This is a genomic window from Curtobacterium sp. 179-B 9B NHS (assembly GCF_045370965.1).
Classification (GTDB): domain Bacteria; phylum Actinomycetota; class Actinomycetes; order Actinomycetales; family Microbacteriaceae; genus Curtobacterium.
Window position 1 is genome coordinate 1 of the sequence record NZ_JBIQDQ010000009.1, and the last position, 19514, is coordinate 19514.

The window sequence follows — 19514 nt, forward strand, 5'->3', positions numbered from 1 at the left end:
ACCGGGCACGGGAGACCGCGGGGGACCTGCGCGAGCGGGCGTCCGACGCCGTGGACACCGCGCGGGCGAAGGCGGCCGTCGCCGTCGACACGGCGCGCGAGACCGCATCCGACGCGGCGGAGCGTGCCGCGGAGAAGTCCTCCGACGCCGGCGACGCGGCGAAGCGGGCCGTCAGCGCGGCGAAGGACGCCGCGGCGGACGCCTCGCAGGAGGTCCGCGACCGTGCCTCCGGTGCTGCCTCGGCAGCGACCGACGCCGCGGCCGACGCGGGCGCAGCGGCCTCGGACGCCGCCGACTCCGCAGCGACCGCGACGCAGGACGCGGTGACCGCGACGCAGGACGCAGCGGACGGTGCACGTCGCGAGGGCAGCACCGACGCCGACGAGCCGTCGGTGGAGAGCGCACCCGCCGCGGACGAGCAGGTCGCCGACGCGCTGGACGAGGCGGCCGACCGCATCGAGCACGCCGCGGACGTCGTCCGCGACGAGGCCGACGCCCGCCACGACCAGGCCGCCGCCCACCGCAGCGGCAGCGGCGACGGCGAGGCACAGCGATGACCGCGTGGGCGGGACGCCGGGGCACCACCGCCCGGCGTCCTCGCCCGCGCGGCGTCTGGACCACGTCGGGCATCGGCATCGTGCTGGTGCTCGCCGTGGCCCTCGGCGGGTACCTGCCGCTCGTCGGGTTCCTCGGCGGCGTGACCGCCACCACAGCGGGGCTCGTGCCGTTCCCGTTCGTCCGGATCGCCCTCGTCACCGTGCTCGGCCTGGTGGTGGTCCTCGCCCTGCTGCTCTGGGCGCTGACCCGACGGCACACGGTCACGTCGGTGTTCGCCGTCGTGCTCGCGGTCCTGGTCAGCCTCGCGGTCACGGCCTACCCCGTGGTGACGATCGCCATCGCCTCGGCGGACCGCGCGGGCGACGTGTGGCCGATCGTCACCGAGCTCTGGCAGCGCTTCACCGGCTGACGGTCCGCCCACCCGACCGACGGCCGGTCAGTGTCCGGCGGCGGCCGCCAAGCGGGCCAGGCCCTCGTCGATCGTGATCGTCGGGGACCAGCCGAGGTCGTGGCGCGTCCGTCGCTGGTCGAACCAGTGGGCGGTGGACAGCTGCTCGGCGAGGAACCGCGTCATCGGCGGCTCGTCCGCCCCCGGACGCACACGCCACACCGCCTCGACCACGGACCCGGCTGCACGGGCGACGGCGGCGGGCACGTGCAGCCGCGGTGCAGGGACGCCGGACGCGGTGCAGATGCCCGCCAGGAGCTCCCCCACCGGCCGCGGCTCTCCGTTCGTCACGACGTAGGCGTTGCCGTGCACGGCGTCGTCCGCCGCGTGCTCGAGCGCAGCGACCATCGCCGAGGCCGCGTTGTCGACGTAGAGCGTGTCGATGAGCGCGGCGCCCGAGTCGAGGAGCGGCAGCCGACCGGCACGTGCCCGGTCCACGATGCGTCCGACCAGCTGCGTGTCGCCCGGTCCCCACACCAGGTGCGGGCGGACGGCGACGACCGCGAAGCCCGGCTCGTCGGCCGCCAGCGCGAGGAGCTCCGCGGCGCCCTTCGTCCGCGCGTAGTGCCCGCGGGCGGCCATCGGCTCGGCGGGGTCGGCAGCGGCGCCGGCCAGCGACGACCCGGTGTGCGCCACGGACGGCGACGACACGAAGACGAAGCGCCCCACCCCGGCGGCCCGCGCGGCGTCGAGCAGCGCGCTCGTCCCGGCGATGTTGACCCGCGCGAAGTCGGCCGGGTCCCCGGCGAGCGAAACCTTCGCCGCCAGGTGCACCACGGCGTCGACGCCCTCGACCGCGCGCGCGACCGCAGCGGTGTCCGTCATCGTGCCGAGCGAGTCCTCCACACCGTCGACCTGGGACGGCCGACGCTGGAACGTGCGGACGTCGTACCCGGCGTCCCGGACGGCAGCGGCGGTCGCCCGACCGAGGAAGCCGCTGGCACCGGTGACCAGGACCCTCACGGGCGGGTCATCCGGCCGCCGCCGAGCACCGTCGTCGCCCATCGCGACAGCCGGGCGCGGTCGACCTTCGAGTTGTGCCGGACGTCCGTCGGCAGCACCGGGACGACGAGCACCGCGGCGAGCGGGACCCCGGCGGCGGTGCGGACGGCGGCGGCGAGCTCGGCCGACGCGAGGCCGGGACGCCGGGCCGCGGGGACCGTCTCGACCACGGCGACGACCTGCTGGGTGCCGGACGGTCCGGTGCCCGCGATGCCGGCACGGCCGACGCCGTCGACGCGCTCGACGCGCTGCTCGGGTCCGACGGGTGTCACGACACCGTGCGGGGTCGTCACGACGTGCTGGAGCCGGCCCTCGATCCACAGGCGCCCGTCGGCGTCGAGGTGCCCCACGTCGCCGGTGCGGTGCCCGCGCGGGTCGTCGACCCCGAGCCGCGAGACGCGGTCCGTGCGCCAGAGTCGGTCGTAGTGGTCGCGGACGTGCGGGGCCGCGACGACAACCTCGCCCGTGACGCCGGCCTGCTCCGTGAGGTCTCCGGTCGGTGCGCCGTCGGCGTCGAGCGGCGCGATCCGCACGCGCACACCGACCGCCGGTCGACCGACGCAGATGCCGTCGTCGGGAGCGGAACCCGCCCACCGGACGCCGTCCAGGTCGACGTCCGTCATGAGCAGGCCCTCGGTCATGCCGTAGGGCGTGTGCGCCGCTGCGTTCGGCATGAGGTCGGTGGCCGCCCGGAGGAGCGCGGCGGGCACCGGTGCCCCCGCGGACAGGAACAGACGCACCCGACCGAGGGCATCGCGGTCGCCGGCCGCCAGCGCCGGTGCCGTCGCGACGACGTTCGCCAGCGCTGCGGGTGAGAGGAACACCACGGTCGCGTCCACGGCGGCCACCGCGTCGGCCACCGCCGACGCCGTCAGCGTGCGCGGACGGGTGACGTCCATGTCCGGGGCCACCGACCGGGCACCGAGGGCGGGACCGAGCAGGGCGAACGGCGCGAAGCCGGCGACCAGCCCCGTGCCGACGCCGACGCCGTACTGCGCCGCGAGGACGTCCCGCACCGCGGTGAGCTGCCCGTGCGTGTAGACGACGCCCTTGGCCGGACCGGTCGAGCCCGAGGTGAACAGGACGGCCGCGGGTGCGTCCGTCGACGGTGCAGCGGGCAGGCCTGCTCCGGCTGCGAGTCGTCGGGCGCCACGTCGGGCGACCTCGGTCAGGGTGTGCTCCACGCCGAGGACCGCTCGCGCGGGGGCCGGGAGCGCGACCGTCGCGATGCGTCGACCCGGCCACCCGAGTGCGCGCGCAGCTCCGAGACCGGGCAGCGCCCCGATCACCCAGTCCGGCCGGGCGCCGCGGACGGCACGGGTGAGCCCGCGCAGACCGAGGCCGGCGTCCGCGACGACGACCACGGCACCGATCCGGACGCAGGCGTACAGGACGGCCGTCAGGTCGGCCCCTGGCGTGACGAGCAACGAGACGCGGTCGCCGGGACGCACGCCGAGGTCGGCGAGACCGACGGCGACCTCGCGGACACGGCGGGCGAGCAGCCGCCACGAGACCGTCCGCGGGCCGCCGGGAGCGGCCATCTCGACGAGCGCCGGGCTCGCGTCGTCCGCGAGGTCGTCGAGGGCTGCCCAGAGCGGTCGGTCGGTCGCGGGGCCCTCGGTGGTCGCGCCGGTCGCGTCGCTCGCGTCGGCCGTCCGGGCGTCGGCCGTCCGGGCGTCGGCCTGGAGGCTCGACTCGCCACCGCCGGGCGCGTGCCCGTCCGGCAGGCGGTCGCCGAGCCAGTCGAGCACCGTGCCCGCGACGTCGGCGTCGTCCGGCAGCAGGTGACCGGCACCCTCGAAGCGGTGCACGTCGGCGTGCGGCAACCGGTCGGCCAGGTCGTCGAGGTACCGCTCGAGGAACACCGGGTCACGCGGTCCCCACATGACGAGCGCCGGGACCTCGAGCGCCGCGACACCGGCCGCGATCCGGTCGAGCTCGGTCGCGCTGGGGTGCGCGGCGTCGACGGGGATGTCCGCCACGAACCCGCCGATGCCCCCGCGGCGGGCTGCTCCGCGGTACGGCGCCCGGTAGGCGTCGGCGGTCGGCCGGTCGAGCGTCGGGTGCGCGATGGCGAGCGTCGTCTCGAGGAACGCGGGCGTCAGGACGGTGCCGCGACCGAGCACGCCGGGACGCAGGGCCAGCCGCAGCGGTGCGGGGATCGGGGCGTCGTCGGGCTGGTGCACGGCGGTGTTGCACGTCGCCACGCCCACGACGAGGTCGGGGTGGTCGACCGCCCAGCCGAGCGAGACGACGCCGCCCCAGTCGTGCCCGAGCGTGACGACGGGTCCGGCGAGTCCGAGCTCGTCGGTCAGGGCGCCGAGGTCGCGCACGCGGTCGGCCAGACGGTGCTGGTCGGCGGTGCGCTCCGAGAAGCCCATGTCGAGCTGGTCGACGGCGATCACGCGCCAGGTCGGGCCACCGGCCCGGACGACGCTGAGCGTGCGGGCCGCGACGGACCGCCAGAGGTAGGACCAGGTGGGGTTGCCGTGCACGCAGAGCAGGGTGCCGACCGGGGTGACGCCGAGCGCCTCGAGCTGACCGGCCGTGTCGAGGAGGTGCCAGGTGCGCGCGGGGTGGTGCGTGCCTCCCGGCCGGCCGTCCGGCGACGCGGGGACGGTGACCAGACGGGACCAGGCCGGGTCGAGTCCGGGCAGGGGCGGCGGGAGCGTCGCCGGGGCCGTGCTGGCAGCGACGCGCGGGAGGCCGGACCTCACCAGCGCAGTTCCATCATCGCCGTGTTGATGCCGGAGCCGACGCCGCCCAGGAAGACGCGGTCACCGCGGGTGATGCCGCCGCGGTCGACCTCGTCGGCCAGGGTGATCGGGATCGACGCCGGGCCGACGTTGCCGTAGCGCTGGTAGGTGGTCGGGACCTTCGTGCGCGGGATGCCGATGGCCTCGACGAAGGCGTTCGTGTGCACGTCGGAGACCTGGTGGAGCACGTAGCGGTCCATGTCCTGCCAGTCGAAGTGCGAACGCGCCTCGGTCCAGGCGGCGACGACGAGCTCCATGCCGCCCTTCAGCAGCATCTTCGCGTCGGTGAACATGCCGTCCACGCTGCCGACGCACAGGTCGTACCACTGCGTCGCCGCGCGGGTGACGCCGCCGATGATGCGGTGCCCCTCGGGGTGGACGTCGGACGGGCCGAGCACGGCGGCCGCGGCGCCGGACCCGAGGGTCAGGCTCGCGAACTCGCTCATGAAGTCCTTGCGGTTCCGACCACCCTGGTTCAGGCGGTCGATCGTGTTGAGCTGCACCTGGTCGGCGTCCTCGCCGTCCACGATGAGCGCGTACTTGATCTGCCCGGAGTCGATCATGCCCGCGGCGACGCTCATCGCGTTGACGAAGCCGAGGCACGCGTTCGCGATGTCGAAGTTGATGGCCGACGTCGGCAGCCCGAGCCCGTGGTGCAGGCGGACGGCGACGCTCGGCTCGAGGTGCGGACGGGTCACCGAGGTGTTGATCAGCAGGCCGACGTCCTCCGGGCGGATGCCGGCCTCGGCCATCGCGCGACGGCCGGCGTCGATCGCGGCGTCCTGGAAGGTCTGCCCCTCGCCCCAGTTGCGGCGCTCGGTGACACCGGCGACGCGCTCGAGGAGACCGGTCGGGAGACGGAGCCGACGCAGCGCCCCGCGGAGCTTCGCCTCGATGTCCGCGGAGGTCGTCACACGGTCCGCGACGGTCGTCGCCACCGACAGCAGCGACACGTTCTGGTGCTTCGCCGTGGCGTTGCCGGGGCGCTCCGGTTCGCTGCTCGTCGACTGGTCGACCGGTCGTTCCGTCATGATCGTCACCGACACATACTTCCGCATCCGACCTGGATGTGCGATCCGGGTGCGCTGGGCGGCACCGGTCAGGTGTCCTTCGGCAGCTTGCGGACCTTCGACCGGCGACGCCGACGGTCCGGGATCATCGACCGCATCTCCTCGAGCTTGCCGAAGCAGAGCAGGCGGTCGCTGGCCTGCAGCTCGACGCCGCTGCGGGGGTTCGGGATCACCGAGGCGCCGCGGTGCAGGGTCAGGACCGTGATGTCCCGGTCCCAGAGCCCGGACTCCTTGATGGTCTTGCCGACCAGGTCCGCGTTCGTGTGCACGAGGAGCTCGGCCACGCCGTAGCCGGTCGAGACGCTGAGGCGCTGACGGACGTCGATCTCCGGGAACGCGACCTGGTTGCCGATGAAGTCGATGATCGCGCCGGCGACGTCGAGACCCGTCGCACGCTCGATGCCCTCGAGCCCCGGCGAGGAGTTGACCTCCATGACGAGCGGTCCGTCGTTGCCCTCGAGCATGTCGACGCCCGCGACGCGGAGCCCCATGATCTGCGCCGAGCGCACCGCCGCCTCCTCGTACTCGGGGCTCAGGGTGACCTTCTCGACGGTGCCGCCGCGGTGCACGTTCGAGCGGAACTCGTCGCCGGAGGCACTGCGACGCATCGCAGCGACGACCCGGTCCCCCACGACCAGCGCACGGATGTCCCGGCCCCGGCTCTCGGAGATGAACGCCTGGATGAGCACGTTCTGCTTCGTGGAGTGCAGCGTCTCGACGATCGACTCGGCGACCTTCGCCTCGGGTGCCAGGATCACGCCGATGCCCTGCGTGCCCTCGAGCAGCTTGATGACGACCGGCGCCCCACCGACGCTGTCGATCGCCCCGCGGACGTCGGCACGGCTGTTCACGAACGTGGTCGCGGGCATGCCGATGTGGTGGCGGGACAGGATCTGGTTCGCCCGGAGCTTGTCGCGCGAGTTCGTGATGCCCGTCGCCGTGTTCGGCGTGTAGACGTCCATCTGCTCGAACTGCCGCACCACCGCGGTGCCGTAGTAGGTGATCGAGTTGCCGATCCGCGGGAGCACGGCGTCGTAGTCGCTGAGCAGCTTGCCCCGGTAGAGCAGGTCGGGCTCGTCCCCGGACAGGTCGATGGCGAACCGCAGGGTGTTCAGCACCTTGACCTCGTGGCCGCGATCGACCGCGGCGGCACGCAGACGCTGCGTCGAGTACGCGTGCGGGGCGCGCGACAGGATGGCGAGTTTCATCGGGGTTGCTCCACGGGGTCGAGACGTCGACGGCGACGCTCAATCAAAGCATGCGACAGGATGGGCACATGGCCCGGAACCCGACGATCGCAGGATGGCGTGAGTGGGCTGCCCTGCCCGGGCTGGACCTGCCCTGGATCAAGGTGAAGCTCGACACCGGGGCGCGGAGCTCGGCACTGCACGCGTTCGACCTCGAGGAGCTCCCCGGCGACCGCGTCCGCTTCTCGGTGCACCCGTGGCAGGACACCGACGCCGACGCCGTCACGCACGAGTGCGACGTGCACGACCGACGGATCGTCCGGAGCTCGACGGGGCACACGCAGGAACGCATCGTCGTGCTGACGCCGATCACGCTCGCGGGTCGCACGATCGACGCCGAGGTCACGCTGAGCAACCGCGACCAGATGGGCTTCCGCATGCTCGTCGGCCGCGAGGCGCTGCGCCAGGGCTTCCTGGTCGACCCCGCGCGGTCGTTCATGGCCGGCCGGGCCCCGAAGGAGATCCGGCGGCGCAACCGCGGTCGCGCCTGAGGCGCGGGGCCGCGCGTTCCGCACCACGGCGGACGGGAGGCGCGGGGCGGGTCGGATCCGCGCCTCCCGTCCGCCGCTCGGGTCGCGCTCCGCAGCCCGGATGACGCTCCGTGACGACGCCCGTTCCCCCGCCGAGGTGACGTGCCTACGCTCCACGCACCGGCCCAGTCGCCGGCGTCCCGGACCCGAGGAGACCGACGTGACCGACCAGACCATCGCCCGCCAGGTGGACGACTTCAACCAGGGCTTCACCACCCAGATCGGCCCGGAGCTGTCCGCGGTCTTCGACGGCGAGCAGGCCGACCTGCGCGCCTCGGGGGTGCCCGACGGGGTCGTCGGTGTCGGCGAGACCGCCCCGGACGCGCGACTCGTCACCCCGACCGGCGACGAGACGTCGTTCGCCGCCGTCCGCGGCTCCACGCCGACCGTCGTCGTCTTCTACCGCGGCGCCTGGTGCCCCTACTGCAACATCACGCTGCGCACCTACCAGCAGGAGCTCCTGCCGGCGCTGCGGGAGCGGGGCGTCCAGCTCGTCGCGGTCTCGCCGCAGACGCCGGAGGCCGCCGAGCAGTCGATCGCGAACGGGGAGCTGGAGTTCCCGGTGCTGACCGACCCGGAGAACGTGCTCGCCGGACGCTTCGGCATCGTCACGGAGCCGAGCGCAGCCGCGCGGGCGGCGCACACGCAGCTCGGGTTCGACGTCGCCGACAGCAACGCCGACGACACCGCGGCGATCCCGTTCCCGTCGGTCTTCGTGATCGACGCGGACGGCGTGGTCCGCTCCGCTGACGTGCACGTCGACTACACGACGCGCACCGAGGTCGCGGACGTGCTGACCGCGGTCGACGCCCTGGTGGTCCCCGCGCCCTGACCGGCCGCTCGGCGCGGAGCCGACCGGGGCGGACGGGAGGCGCGGGCCGGGTGACGGACGTCCGTCACCCGGACCGCGCCTCCCGACCGCACCGCGGCGCGGCCGTCAGGGCAGGAGTGCGGACGCGACCGCGCGTGCGGTGGCGGAGTCCGCAGCGGGGTCGCGCAGGCGCATCGCCAGCGCACCCGAGACGACGAGCAGCAGCTGCTCGGCGAGCGCCGGGGCACGGTCGCCGACGAGCGGACGAGCCGTCTCCGTCAGCCGCCGTCGCAGGGTGTCGGTCTCGCGGTCGAGGACGGCGCGCAGGTCCTCCGGGGCATCGACGTACTCGGCAGCGGTGCCGAGGAAGGCGCACCAGCGGGAGCCCGTCGGGGTGGACCGGTACTCGTCGAGCGCGTCGAACACGGCGAGCAGGCGGCCGCGGTCGTCGGTCGCCCGCTCGAGGGCACGGTCCCATGTCGCGACCCAGTCGTCGTGTCGTCGGTCGAGCGCCGCGGCGACCAGGGCCTCCTTGCTCGGGTACCCGCGGTAGAGCGTCGCCGACGACACCCCCGCGCGTTCGAGCACCGCGTCGACGGGGGTCGCCGCGATCCCGCGGGTGAAGAACAGTTCCTCGGCGGCGTCGAGCACCCGTTGCTCGGTCCCTGGACGCATCGCCATGCAGCCAGCCTAGGGTCGCAGAAGTGAAACGATCGTTTTCGTTACCGACCTCCGTCCTGCTCGCGAGCGGGCTGGGGCTCGTCGCTGCGACCTACGGCCTGGTGCGCCTGGCGTTCGGGCTCTTCCTGCCGGACGTCCAGCGCGACCTCGGCTTCGGCGCGGACGTCGGCGGTGCGGTGTCCTCGGGCGCCTCGGTCCTGTACTGCACCGGTGCCGTCGTGGGGTTCCTGCTCGCCGACCGCGCCGCCCGGTGGCTCGTCGTGGTCGCGGCGCTCACCGCAGGCCTCGGCGCGATCACGACGGCGGCGAGCGCGACGACCGTCGTGTTCGGGGTGGCCGCCGTGGTGGCGTCGACCGGGGCCGGGCTGGCGTCGCCAGCGATGGTGCAGCTGGTCGCCGGCCGGCTCGACGGCGCCGCTCGCGACCGGGCCCAGGCGGTGGTGAACTCCGGGACGGGCCCGGGGCTCGTCGCGGCCGGGGTCCTCGCGCTCCTGCTGCTGCCGGACTGGCGCACCGCCTGGGCCGCCGCCGGCGTGGTCACGCTGCTGGTCGGTGCGGTGGTGTTCCTCGCGGCCGGGCGCGGGGCACCGGACGCGCGCTCCGCCCCGGCTCAGAGCTCCGCACTCCGGCACCCCGCGGTCCGGCGCTCCGCGCCCCGGCGCCCCGCGCTCCGCGCGGCGCTCCCGGGACGGTCGTGGTTCGGCGCACAGGTCGTGCCGGTCGTGGTGGCGCTGCTCTTCGGTGCGGGCTCGGCGGCGGTCTGGACCTACGGCCGCTCGGCGCTCGTCGGAGCCGGCGTGCCGAGCGGACTGACGGTCGTCGCCTGGATCGCGCTCGGCGTCGGCGGGGCCTCGGTCGCGGTGACGGCACGGTGGACGAGCGGGCTGCCCGCTGCCCGCCTGTGGCTGCTGACGACGACGCTCGCCGCCGTCGCGGTGCTCACGCTCGGGCTGCTGCCCCACGTCGTCGGGGCCGCACTGGTGGCGTGCGCGCTGTTCGGGTGGGGCTACACCGCGGCGACGGGCGCGCTCATCGCCTGGACGACGGAGATCGACCAGGGCCACGCGGCCGCGGGCACCGCGCTGCTCTTCGTGGTGCTCGTCGCCGGCCAGGCACTCGGGGCAGCGGCGGCCGGCGTGCTGGTCGGGCCCGCGGGCACGGCGACGACCTTCACCGCGGCAGCCGCCGTCGTGGCGGTCGCTGCCACCACACCGCTCGTCGTCGCCCGGCGGGACCTGCGGCCGGCGGCGCCCACCCGGTAGCGTTGCCCGCATGGGGTGGACGAGGGAGGGGTGGGCCCGGTTGCCCGTCGGACCGCGGGAGCACCGGCAGGACGCACTGCTCGCGCTCGTGCTCGGCGTCGGGTTGGCCGTCACGACCACGCTGTACGGCGCCGCGGGCGTCTACGAGGACGACCAGGCGCCGTGGTGGGTGTCGGCGCTCATGGTGGTCGCGAACGCCGCGCCGATCGCGTTCCGCCGCCGCTGGCCGATGACCGTCGCCGTCGTGTCCGCGCTGGCGTTCGCCGCGACACAGCTGCTCCACGTCCCCGAGATCATCCTCGTCAACTTCACCCTCTTCATCGCGCTGTACACGGTCGGGGCGTGGTGCTCGGACCGGATCCGCGCCGAGGTGGTCCGCTGGGTGATCATCGGCGGGATGTTCGCGTGGGTGTTCCTCGCGCTCTCGTTCGGGTGGGCGGTGCCGAACGCGCTGCCGAACGACGACGACGCCCTGATCCCGCCGTACATCGCGTACTCGCTCGTCAACATCCTCATCAACGTGCTGTACTTCGGCGGCGCCTGGTACGCCGGCAACCGCGCGTGGGCAGCCGCGGTGGCCAAGCACGACCTCGCCGAACGCACCGCGGAGCTCGCCGCCGAACGGGAGCGCACGGCTGCCCAGGCGATCACCCTCGAGCGCGTGCGGATCGCCCGCGAGCTGCACGACGTCGTGGCCCACCACGTGTCGCTGATGGGTGTCCAGGCCGGAGCCGCCCGACGCGTGGTCGGCCGCGACCCGGAGCAGGCGACCGCCTCGCTCACGGTGGTCGAGGACAGCGCACGCACCGCGGTCGAGGAACTCCGCCGGATGCTGGGGACCCTGCGCGAGGACGACCCCGGCGCGAGCGCGACCGACACCGCGCCGAGCACGGCCGGGCTCAGTCGGATGCCGGAGCTGGTCGACGCCGTCCGCTCCTCGGGCCGGGACGCCGGGCTCGTCGTGGTCGGTGACGAGCGCTCGGTGCCGCCGACCGTCGGGGCCGTGGCGTTCCGCATCGCGCAGGAGGCCGTGACGAACGTCGTCAAGCACGCCGGCCCCACCGCCCGCGCGGACCTGCGCCTGCGGTACCTCGACGACGGCATCGAGGTCGAGGTCGCCGACGACGGACACGGCGCCGGCGCGGTCCGCGACCCGGGCGGCAGCGGGCTGGGCCACGTCGGCATGCGGGAGCGCGTCGCCGCCGTGGGCGGTCGCATCGAGATCGGGCCCCGCGCCCGGGGAGGGTACCTGGTACGGGCATGGCTGCCGACGACCTGACGATCGTGCTCGCGGACGACCAGGACCTGGTGCGTGCCGGCTTCCGCGTCATCCTGGAGTCCGAGCCGGGCTTCCGCGTGGTCGGCGAGGCCCCGGACGGCGGCGCCGCGGTCGACGCGGTCGTCGCGCTGCGACCCGACGTCGTGTGCCTCGACGTCCAGATGCCCGGCGTCGACGGGCTCGAGGCGGCACGACGCATCGGCGCGCTCCCGGACCCGCCGGCGGTGCTCGTGCTCACCACGTTCGACGACGACGACGCCCTGTTCCAGGCGCTCGAGGCGGGGGCGAGCGGGTTCCTGCTGAAGAACGCCTCCCCCGAACGGCTGATCGACGCCGTCCGCACGGTCGCCGCCGGGGACGCCCTGCTCGCCCCCGACGTCACGCGCCGGGTGATCAGCCGCGCGACCGGCGGGCACGGCCCCACCTGCCCCGCGCACGCCGGCCACACGGCGTCCCCGGTCGACGACGGTGCGGCCGCCATCGCCGCCGCGGGGCTCACCGAACGCGAGGCCGAGGTCCTGCGACTGCTCGCGCGCGGCTGCAGCAACGCCGAGATCGCCCGCGCGCTCTTCGTCGGCGAGGCGACCGTCAAGACGCACGTGTCGAACGTCCTGCAGAAGACCGGCGTGCGCGACCGCATCCAGGCGGTCGTGTGGGCCTTCGAGCACGGCGTCTCCTCCGCGGCCTGACGGACCCCGCTCCCCCGCGCGGTGGAGCCGGGGCGTCGGGAAGTCCCGCCTCCCGCCGGAGGTGGGCAGCGCCTCCCGGACCGTAGCGTCGAGACGTCGGCGAGGACCGCCGGCGGAAGGGGAACGGGCGATGCTCACCATCGAAGGCGTGACGAAGCACTTCGGCGACCGCCGGGTGCTCGACGACGTGGGGTTCTCGGTCGGCAGCGGCCGACTGACCGGGTTCGTCGGCGGCAACGGCGCCGGCAAGACGACCACCATGCGGATCCTGCTCGGCGTGCTGCAGGCCGACACCGGGCGCGTGTCGATCGACGGCGCCGAGGTCGGCCCGACCGACCGCCGCCGCTTCGGCTACATGCCCGAGGAACGCGGGCTCTACCCGAAGATGCCGGTCGCCGAGCAGATCACCTACCTCGCACGCCTGCACGGTGTCGACAAGCGGACCGCGGGGCAGCGGACCACCGCGCTGCTCGAACGACTCGACCTCACGCAGCACGCGAGCGACGCCGTCGAGAAGCTCTCGCTCGGCAACCAGCAGCGCGTGCAGGTCGCCGCGGCACTCGTCCACGACCCCGAGGTCCTGGTGCTCGACGAGCCGTTCTCGGGCCTCGACCCGATGGCCGTCGACACCGTGCTCGGCGTGCTCCGCGAGCAGGCGGCGAAGGGTGTCCCGGTGCTCTTCTCGAGCCACCAGCTCGACGTGGTCGAGCGGCTGTGCGACGACGTCGTCGTGATCGCCGACGGGACGATCCGTGCCGCCGGCTCCCAGGAGGACCTGCGCCGCAGCGCCGGCCCCGCCGCGTGGGAACTGCTCGTCGACGGCGACGTCGCGTGGATCCGCGACGAACCCGGCGTGACCGTGCGCGAGTTCGACGGCGGGTACGCGGTGTTCGAGGCCGACGATCCCACGGCGCAGCGCATCCTGCAGCGCGCCGTCCAGCACGGCACGGTGGGCTCGTTCGCCCCGCGCGTGCCCCGTCTCAGCGAGGTCTTCCGGGAGGTCGTCCGATGACCAGCCACTTCGTCGACGCCGTCCGGCTCGTGACCGTCCGCGAGATCCAGGCCCGCGTCCGCAGCAAGGCCTTCGTGGTCTCCGCCGCGATCCTGGTGCTCGCCGTCGTCGTGTCCGTCGTCATCGCGGGCATCATCGGCAAGGCGACCGCAGACGACACCACGCCCGTCGCGGTGGTCGACGGCGTCTCGCTCCAGTCCACCGACGGCCTCGACGTCACCCCGACCACCACCGTCGCCCAGGCCGAGCGCCTCGTGCGGAGCGGTGACGTGGACGCCGCCGTCGTGCCGTCCGACGACACCCTCGGGTACAGCGTCGTCGGGCTCGAGGACACCCCGACCGACGTCGTCGGTGCCCTCAGCGTCACCCCTGCGGTGGAGCTCCTGCAGCCCGGCACGCTCTCGGCGGGCCTGGTGTCCGCCATCGGCATCCTGTTCGGCGTCGTCTTCTTCACCTCCGCCGTGACCTTCGGGTCGTCGATCGCGCAGAGCGTCGTCGAGGAGAAGTCGACGCGGGTGGTCGAGATCCTGATGGCCGCCATCCCGGCCCGTGCCCTGCTCGCCGGGAAGGTGCTCGGCAGCAGCATCATGGCGTTCGCGCAGATCATCGCCATCGCGATCGCCGGCGCCGTGGCCCTCGCGGTCACCGGGCAGGACAACCTGTTCACGTTGCTCGGCCCCAGCGTGCTGTGGTTCGTCGGCTTCTTCGCCGTCGGCTTCGTGCTCATCGCCGCGCTGTTCGCCGCGTCCGCCGTGCTCGTGTCCCGCCAGGAGGACGTCGGCAGTGTCACGATGCCCGTGATGCTCCTCGTGATGATCCCGTACATCCTCATCGTCTCGGCGGCGGACAACGAGACGATCGTCGGGATCATGTCGTACGTCCCGTTCAGCGCGCCGATCGGGATGCCGATGCGGATCTTCCTCGGGACCGCCGAGTGGTGGGAGCCGATCCTCTCGCTGCTGCTCGTCGCCGCGTCGGTCGTCGTGGTCGTCGCCGTGGGCGCGCGCATCTACGAGAACGCGCTGCTCCGGACCGGCGGACGGGTGAAGCTGACGGAGGCGATCCGCGGCTGACGTCGCCGCACGACGGACGGGAGGCGCGGCGCCGGCTGGCACCGCGCCTCCCGTCCGGAACGCAGCCGCGCCGGGCGCGGGGCGCCCCGCACAACCAGGAGCACGTCGCGCCACGGAACCGCGCGGCGTGACGTGCCTTCCGTTGTGCGGGAGCACGTCACGCCACGCAGGCGTCGCCGACGCGACGGCTGACGCACGGTGCCGGCTGGCACCGTGCCGCCGGGCCCGTCAGAGCTGACCGAAGGCCGCCTGCACGCCCAGGCTCGTCCCCGCGACGAGCACCCACAGCACGATGCCGAGCAGCATCGGCCGGAACCCGGCCCGGCGCAGCGCCGAGAAGTCCGTCGAGACCCCGACGGCCGCCAGCGCCACCGTGATGAGGAACGTCGCCGCCGTCGAGAACCCCGGGGCCGCAGCCGCGGGCAGGACCCCGGTGGTCCGGAGCAGGACCACGACGAGGAAGCCGACCAGGAACCACGGGACCAGCCGCAGCACGCGGACGCCCCCGGCGCGACCCGTACCGTCGACGGCGGCGGGCTGCGTGCGGGCGGTGCGGCGCGCCTCCAGGCCGGCGAGCCCGATCACGATCGGGATGATCATCAGGGTCCGCACGAGCTTGACGACGACGGCGGTGTCCGTCGCCTGACGGCCGTAGACCGTGGCGGTCGCGACGACGGAGGACGTGTCGTTCACGGCGGTCCCGGCGAAGACGCCGAACGCGTGCTGGGACAGGCCGAGCGCGTGGCCGACGAGCGGGAAGACGAAGACCGCGGCGATGTTGCAGAGGAAGATCGTCGACAGGGCGTAGGCGACCTCGGCGCTGGCGGCACCGACCACGGGGGTGACGGCGGCGATGGCCGATGCGCCGCAGATGCCCGTGCCGACCCCGATGAGCGTCCGGAGCGTGCTCGACACCCGGAGCAGCCGACCGATCCCCCACGCCGCGACGAGGCACACCACGAGCGTGGTGAGCATCACGGGGAGGGTCTCGCCGCCGATGCGCAGGACCTCGCCGATCGACAGCTGTGCGCCGAGGAGCACGACCGCTGCCTGCAGGACGCGGCTCGACGCGAACTTCACGCCGGGCTGGAGCCCACCGAGGTCGGCTGCTCCGTCGTCCTGGGCCCGTCGACGCCGGACGAGCCAGCCGACCAGCGCACCGAGCAGGACGGCCGGCACCGGACCGCCGACGACAGGGACCGCGCGGCCGACCAGGGTCGCGGCGACGCCGATCACGACGGCGAGCTCGACACCGGGCAGGGCAGCGACGAGCGCCGGGCGGGACAGGGGCATGCGGACCAGCATCCCACCGTCCGGTGCCCAGGCGGTACGGGCAGGCTGAGGTGGTGGACCATCAGTCGGAGCCGTGGGTGCAGCGACTGCGAGACGGCGTCGTGCCGCCGCTGTGGCCGTTCGTCGCGGGCGCGCTCGGCCTGTTCGCCGTCGCGGTCGGCGTGCTCGTCTTCGAGGCCCGGTTCGTCGACCAGGCGTCGCTCACCGGCCGCGGCTCGGTCGCCGTCCTCCTGCCGCTGCTCGGCGCCGTGGGGTGCGTCGTCGCGCCGATCAGCGCCTGGCGGGACGGACGACGGGACCGACGTGCGCTCCGGCACGCGCACGGCCACGGCCGGGGTCGACCGGCGTTCCACCTCCCGGTCTCCGCCCGCGGGACCATCGCCGGACAGGACCTCCCCGACCCGCGCATCGCGCTCGTCACCGTCGACCGGAGCGGGCTGCTCGGCTGGTCCCCCGTGTCACCCGACCCGGTGGTGACGATCCCCTGGACGCGCGTCGCACGGATCGACCTGGCCACGAAGGACCACCGCGGACGACGGGAGGACTACGGGCTGTGGCTCACGCTGACGGACGGCGGACCGTTCGTCCTCGAACCGCGTTCGGCACTCGGTCGACCGTTCAGCGCGTCCCAGCCCCGGCTCGACGTCCTGCGGGACGTGCTGCGGGCGCTGCGCCCCGGGTCAGGGCCCGGGTCACGGCCCGGGTCACGGCCCGGGTCCGGGTCCGGGTCCGCCGGTCGACGCGGAGCACCGCGCTGAGTGACAGGGCGGCGGGACGTCACCGGGCGGGCGGGACGTCCCCGGACATCTCAACGCGACCGGCAGCGTCGTCCCACGTGTACGTCGCGGTCGCTCGACCGGAGGGGTCGGCGTTGCTGTCCGCACCCTGCGGGTAGCGGTACTCGACGCGGATCGCCCCCGCGGACTCCCGCGTCACCTGCGGGACGAACGGGTACTGCTCCTTCGTCGCCGTCCCCAGGTACGTCCCGTCGTGGAAGAGCAGGATCGCGACCGGCGAGCTCGCGGTGCCGTCGACGACGCTGACGGTCACCGCGGACAGCGCGGCGCAGCCGTCGTAGACCGAGGTGTCGGCGTTCGACGCGTCCCACCGCGCCGACTCGAGGCCGGCGGGCAGCGGGAGGTCGGCGATCGGACCAGCGGCGGCAGCGGCCCCGTCGGACGGTCCGCAGGAGGGTGTCGCGGTCGGCGTCGACGACGGGCCCGGGGTCCCGCTGCCCGTCGTCGACGACGAGGACGACGCCGAGGTCGAGGGCGTGACCGTCCGCGTGACGGTCGCGGTCGGGCCACCGCCGCCCCCGCCGGTGCACCCCGCGAGGGCGAGGGACGCCCCGACGACGATCAGGAGCAGGCCGGCGGGACGGGAGTGACGTGTGGTGCGCATGGGACCACCCTGCCCGCCGCGCTGCCCGGATGTTCATCCCCCGACCGCACCGACGCCTGGAGACCCCACCGCCTGTCGGCGTACCATCCAGGCGGAAGCAAGGGCGGTTCCGAACACCTCCCGAGCACCGACCTCACGGGCCGGTCGAGTCAGACACAGATCAGAGCACGCCGTGACCGAACACCTCATCGAGTACGTCGCCCGCGACCGGACGGGCATCACCACCGTCGTCACCACGACCGGTGTCTTCGACGTCGACACCGTCATCGACCACATCCGCGCCGGGCACGCCGGCTACTACGTCGCCGCCGATTCGTGGAAGCGGACGCCGGTCCGGAGCATGTCGTTCATCGGCGGTTCCTACCTGTTCGCGAACTGGGACGGCTCGAAGCGGAACATGCTCCACGACCTCGCCTTCCGGATGCCGACCCGCGCGGTCGAGGTCGTCCAGCAGCCGCGGCGCTCGTGGCGGCTCACGCGCGCCCTGCGCGGACTGTTCTCACGGGCGGCCTGAACCGCCGGTACCCGGCTGCGGACGGACGGGAGGCTCGGTGCCGGTCGGCACCGAGCCTCCCGTCCCGTCGCGCCCCGCGTCGCGAGCCGCGCGGGTCGTCGTCAGACGTCGCGCTTCTTGACCGCGGCCAGGGCGAGGACGCCGATCGCGACGACCCACGCTGCCAGGACCCCGCCGCCGGCCCAACCGTTCAGCACGACGCCCTCGGGCGCGGGCTGGCCCGCGGACCGCTCGTAGGTGTAGAGCTGGCTGCCGGCCTGGTCGGGCAGGAAGCGGGACACGTCGAGGAGCCACTGCTGGTCCACCAGCCCCGCGAAGAGCTGCAGCACGATCGGCAGGACGAGCAGCACGCCGAGCGCGATCGCGATGCCACCGGCGCTCGACCGGACCAGGAGGCCGATGCCGAAGGCGAGCAGTGCGATCCCCGTGACGTAGACCGACGAACCGAGGATCGGCATGAAGACGGCGGGGTCGGCCAGGTCGGCGTGCACGCCCTTGTCCGCCTGGAACAGCGCGACGAGCACGACCCCGATCCACGTCGCCGCTGCACTGACCACGAAGGTGGCCACGGCGAGGACGACGGCCTTGGCGAGGATCGCGCCGGTGCGCCCGGGGTCGGCCGTGAAGGTCGAGCGCACCTGCCCGGTGCCGTACTCACCCGTGATGATGAGGACACCCAGGACCGCGGCGACCAGCACGGTGAAGCCGACCGACGAGATGCTGAGGTTGACGATCTGGGCGTTCGCGACCGCCTGGGTCACCTCGGCGCCCTCGGGCAGACCGACGATCGGCGCGTAGAGCCCGAGCAGCGCACCGAGCCCGATGGTCAGCGCGACGATGATGGCGTAGCACCACCACGTCGACCGGATGCTGCGGAACTTGATCCACTCGCTGCGGACGAGTCGACCGAACCCGAGTCCGACGCGGTCGGGCATCGCGGTGGCCGTCGCGGCGCTCATCGTGCGACCTCCGCCTGGTACTCGACCTCGTCCTTCGTGAGGGCCATGTACGCCTCCTCGAGGCTCGCACCCATGGGGGTGAGTTCGTGGAGCACCGCGCCGGCACGGGCGGCGATGGTGCCGATCTGCTGTGCGTCGGGACCGACGACCACGAAGGCGCCGTCCTCGCGCGGGGTGATCGACGACGCCGCTGATCCCACGGCATCGAAGAGCTGGTCGGGGTGCGGGGTCCGGACGAGGGTCCGTGCGCCGCCGCCCTGTCCGCTGCCCGCGACGAACTCCGCGATCGGGGCGTCGGCCAGGACCTTGCCGCGGCCGAGCACGACCACGCGGTCGGCCGTCTGCGCCATCTCGCTCATGAGGTGGCTGGAGAGGAAGACCGTGCGTCCCTCGGACGCCAGGTGCCGGGCGAGCTGACGCACCCACACGACGCCGTCCGGGTCGAGGCCGTTGACGGGCTCGTCCAGGATCAGGGTCCTCGGGTCGCCGAGCAGTGCCGCCGCGATGCCGAGCCGCTGCCCCATGCCGAGGGAGAACCCGCCGACGCGCTTCTTCGCGACCGACTCGAGACCGGTGAGTTCGATCACGTGGTGCACGCGGGACTTCGGGATGCCGTGCGTCGCCGCGAGCGAGAGCAGGTGGTTGTACGCGCTGCGCCCGGAGTGGACGGCCTTCGCCTCGAGCAGCGCGCCGACCTGGCGGAGCGGGTCGCGGAAGGACCGGTAGTCCTGGCCGTTCACCCGGACGCGTCCGGACGTGGGCGTGTCGAGGCCCATGATCATCCGCATGGTCGTGGACTTCCCGGCGCCGTTCGGCCCGAGGAAGCCGGTGACGCTGCCGGGACGGACGACGAAGGAGATGTCGTCGACGGCGGTCTTGGCGCCGTAGCGCTTGGACAGATGCTCGATCTCGATCACGTGGTCCACGCT

19 protein-coding genes and 1 pseudogene are annotated in these 19514 nt (G+C 74.0%); 11 read left to right on the forward strand and 9 right to left on the reverse strand.

All coding sequences use genetic code 11. From position 1 onward, the window contains the following. Both ACH0A8_RS09315 and ACH0A8_RS09320 read left to right on the forward strand, forming a co-directional pair. Positions 1–557: pseudogene (locus tag ACH0A8_RS09315) on the forward strand (hypothetical protein); the annotation flags it as partial. Next, positions 554–967 (forward strand): MFS transporter permease, encoded by a 414-nt coding sequence (locus ACH0A8_RS09320; RefSeq protein ID WP_251155789.1) that lies wholly within the window; start codon positions 554–556, stop codon positions 965–967. The pseudogene ACH0A8_RS09315 and the gene ACH0A8_RS09320, both read left to right, overlap by 4 nt. Positions 968–994: 27 nt before the next feature. Here ACH0A8_RS09320 and ACH0A8_RS09325 read toward each other — a convergent pair whose 3' ends face one another. The 4 genes from ACH0A8_RS09325 to rimK form a co-directional block, all read right to left on the reverse strand. Next, positions 995–1969 carry an NAD-dependent epimerase/dehydratase family protein gene (locus ACH0A8_RS09325; protein ID WP_400430448.1) on the reverse strand — a complete coding sequence of 325 codons (975 nt, stop codon included), beginning with the start codon at positions 1967–1969 and terminating at the stop codon, positions 995–997. Further along, the gene (locus ACH0A8_RS09330) at positions 1966–4725 is read right to left on the reverse strand and encodes an alpha/beta fold hydrolase (protein ID WP_406907049.1); all 2760 of its coding nucleotides are present in this window, start codon (positions 4723–4725) and stop codon (positions 1966–1968) included. The genes ACH0A8_RS09325 and ACH0A8_RS09330 overlap by 4 nt, the downstream gene beginning before the upstream one ends. Further along, positions 4722–5795, reverse strand: coding sequence for a 3-oxoacyl-ACP synthase III (locus tag ACH0A8_RS09335; RefSeq protein WP_066658652.1), 1074 nt, complete (start codon positions 5793–5795; stop codon positions 4722–4724). The genes ACH0A8_RS09330 and ACH0A8_RS09335 overlap by 4 nt, the downstream gene beginning before the upstream one ends. A gap of 68 nt (positions 5796–5863) precedes the next feature. After that, positions 5864–7042 carry a 30S ribosomal protein S6--L-glutamate ligase gene (rimK, locus tag ACH0A8_RS09340; protein ID WP_406907050.1) on the reverse strand — a complete coding sequence of 393 codons (1179 nt, stop codon included), beginning with the start codon at positions 7040–7042 and terminating at the stop codon, positions 5864–5866. Between the two features lie 68 nt (positions 7043–7110). Here rimK and ACH0A8_RS09345 point away from each other — a divergent pair, with 68 nt between their 5' ends. Together ACH0A8_RS09345 and ACH0A8_RS09350 are read left to right on the forward strand one after the other, a co-directional pair. Next, positions 7111–7572, forward strand: coding sequence for a RimK/LysX family protein (locus ACH0A8_RS09345; protein ID WP_066656091.1), 462 nt, complete (start codon positions 7111–7113; stop codon positions 7570–7572). Positions 7573–7771: 199 nt separating this feature from the next. Then, the gene (locus ACH0A8_RS09350) at positions 7772–8443 is read left to right on the forward strand and encodes a peroxiredoxin-like family protein (RefSeq protein WP_406907051.1); all 672 of its coding nucleotides are present in this window, start codon (positions 7772–7774) and stop codon (positions 8441–8443) included. A 105-nt stretch (positions 8444–8548) separates the two neighbouring features. Here the strand turns inward: ACH0A8_RS09350 and ACH0A8_RS09355 are convergent, their stop codons facing one another. Beyond that, entirely contained in the window at positions 8549–9103 is a 555-nt protein-coding gene (locus ACH0A8_RS09355) for a TetR/AcrR family transcriptional regulator (protein WP_066656095.1), read from the reverse strand. A gap of 23 nt (positions 9104–9126) precedes the next feature. Between ACH0A8_RS09355 and ACH0A8_RS09360 the strand changes: the two genes are divergently transcribed. From ACH0A8_RS09360 to ACH0A8_RS09380, 5 genes are all read left to right on the forward strand, one after another. Then, entirely contained in the window at positions 9127–10365 is a 1239-nt protein-coding gene (locus ACH0A8_RS09360) for an MFS transporter (protein ID WP_406907052.1), read from the forward strand. A gap of 10 nt (positions 10366–10375) precedes the next feature. Beyond that, positions 10376–11644 carry a sensor histidine kinase gene (locus ACH0A8_RS09365; RefSeq protein ID WP_406907053.1) on the forward strand — a complete coding sequence of 423 codons (1269 nt, stop codon included), beginning with the start codon at positions 10376–10378 and terminating at the stop codon, positions 11642–11644. Further along, the gene (locus tag ACH0A8_RS09370; RefSeq protein ID WP_406907054.1) at positions 11626–12333 is read left to right on the forward strand and encodes a response regulator; all 708 of its coding nucleotides are present in this window, start codon (positions 11626–11628) and stop codon (positions 12331–12333) included. The genes ACH0A8_RS09365 and ACH0A8_RS09370 overlap by 19 nt, the downstream gene beginning before the upstream one ends. Positions 12334–12463: 130 nt before the next feature. Beyond that, on the forward strand, positions 12464–13345 hold the full coding sequence (locus tag ACH0A8_RS09375) for an ABC transporter ATP-binding protein (RefSeq protein WP_406907055.1): 882 nt from the start codon (positions 12464–12466) through the stop codon (positions 13343–13345). Continuing rightward, positions 13342–14418, forward strand: coding sequence for an ABC transporter permease (locus ACH0A8_RS09380; RefSeq protein ID WP_209685828.1), 1077 nt, complete (start codon positions 13342–13344; stop codon positions 14416–14418). Before ACH0A8_RS09375 ends, ACH0A8_RS09380 begins: the two co-directional genes overlap by 4 nt. A 228-nt stretch (positions 14419–14646) precedes the next feature. Here ACH0A8_RS09380 and ACH0A8_RS09385 read toward each other — a convergent pair whose 3' ends face one another. Further along, positions 14647–15711 (reverse strand): YeiH family protein, encoded by a 1065-nt coding sequence (locus tag ACH0A8_RS09385; RefSeq protein ID WP_406907056.1) that lies wholly within the window; start codon positions 15709–15711, stop codon positions 14647–14649. A 77-nt stretch (positions 15712–15788) separates the two neighbouring features. Here ACH0A8_RS09385 and ACH0A8_RS09390 point away from each other — a divergent pair, with 77 nt between their 5' ends. Then, a complete protein-coding gene (locus tag ACH0A8_RS09390) occupies positions 15789–16469 on the forward strand; it encodes a hypothetical protein (protein ID WP_406907057.1) in 681 nt (226 codons plus the stop codon). Between the two features lie 19 nt (positions 16470–16488). Here the strand turns inward: ACH0A8_RS09390 and ACH0A8_RS09395 are convergent, their stop codons facing one another. Then, positions 16489–17112 carry an LppP/LprE family lipoprotein gene (locus ACH0A8_RS09395; RefSeq protein WP_251155782.1) on the reverse strand — a complete coding sequence of 208 codons (624 nt, stop codon included), beginning with the start codon at positions 17110–17112 and terminating at the stop codon, positions 16489–16491. 172 nt (positions 17113–17284) lie between these two features. On the opposite strand from ACH0A8_RS09395, the gene ACH0A8_RS09400 reads away from it, so the two are divergent. After that, positions 17285–17626, forward strand: a complete 342-nt coding sequence (locus ACH0A8_RS09400) for a hypothetical protein (protein WP_066656115.1) — start codon at positions 17285–17287, stop codon at positions 17624–17626. Positions 17627–17727: 101 nt separating this feature from the next. Here the strand turns inward: ACH0A8_RS09400 and ACH0A8_RS09405 are convergent, their stop codons facing one another. After that, on the reverse strand, positions 17728–18585 hold the full coding sequence (locus tag ACH0A8_RS09405) for an ABC transporter permease subunit (RefSeq protein WP_066656118.1): 858 nt from the start codon (positions 18583–18585) through the stop codon (positions 17728–17730). Further along, a complete protein-coding gene (locus ACH0A8_RS09410) occupies positions 18582–19502 on the reverse strand; it encodes an ABC transporter ATP-binding protein (protein ID WP_209685835.1) in 921 nt (306 codons plus the stop codon). The genes ACH0A8_RS09405 and ACH0A8_RS09410 overlap by 4 nt, the downstream gene beginning before the upstream one ends. Positions 19503–19514 lie beyond the last annotated feature (12 nt).

What these genes read in the sequence shown, in the direction of transcription:
- ACH0A8_RS09320 (WP_251155789.1), top strand. Translation starts at nt 554, where the DNA reads ATGACCGCGTGGGCGGGACGCCGGGGCACCACCGCCCGGCGTCCTCGC.
- ACH0A8_RS09335 (WP_066658652.1), bottom strand. Translation starts at nt 5,795, where the DNA reads ATGACGGAACGACCGGTCGACCAGTCGACGAGCAGCGAACCGGAGCGC.
- rimK (WP_406907050.1), bottom strand. Translation starts at nt 7,042, where the DNA reads ATGAAACTCGCCATCCTGTCGCGCGCCCCGCACGCGTACTCGACGCAG.
- ACH0A8_RS09345 (WP_066656091.1), top strand. Translation starts at nt 7,111, where the DNA reads ATGGCCCGGAACCCGACGATCGCAGGATGGCGTGAGTGGGCTGCCCTG.
- ACH0A8_RS09355 (WP_066656095.1), bottom strand. Translation starts at nt 9,103, where the DNA reads ATGGCGATGCGTCCAGGGACCGAGCAACGGGTGCTCGACGCCGCCGAG.
- ACH0A8_RS09365 (WP_406907053.1), top strand. Translation starts at nt 10,376, where the DNA reads ATGGGGTGGACGAGGGAGGGGTGGGCCCGGTTGCCCGTCGGACCGCGG.
- ACH0A8_RS09370 (WP_406907054.1), top strand. Translation starts at nt 11,626, where the DNA reads ATGGCTGCCGACGACCTGACGATCGTGCTCGCGGACGACCAGGACCTG.
- ACH0A8_RS09375 (WP_406907055.1), top strand. Translation starts at nt 12,464, where the DNA reads ATGCTCACCATCGAAGGCGTGACGAAGCACTTCGGCGACCGCCGGGTG.
- ACH0A8_RS09380 (WP_209685828.1), top strand. Translation starts at nt 13,342, where the DNA reads ATGACCAGCCACTTCGTCGACGCCGTCCGGCTCGTGACCGTCCGCGAG.
- ACH0A8_RS09385 (WP_406907056.1), bottom strand. Translation starts at nt 15,711, where the DNA reads ATGCCCCTGTCCCGCCCGGCGCTCGTCGCTGCCCTGCCCGGTGTCGAG.
- ACH0A8_RS09395 (WP_251155782.1), bottom strand. Translation starts at nt 17,112, where the DNA reads ATGCGCACCACACGTCACTCCCGTCCCGCCGGCCTGCTCCTGATCGTC.
- ACH0A8_RS09405 (WP_066656118.1), bottom strand. Translation starts at nt 18,585, where the DNA reads ATGAGCGCCGCGACGGCCACCGCGATGCCCGACCGCGTCGGACTCGGG.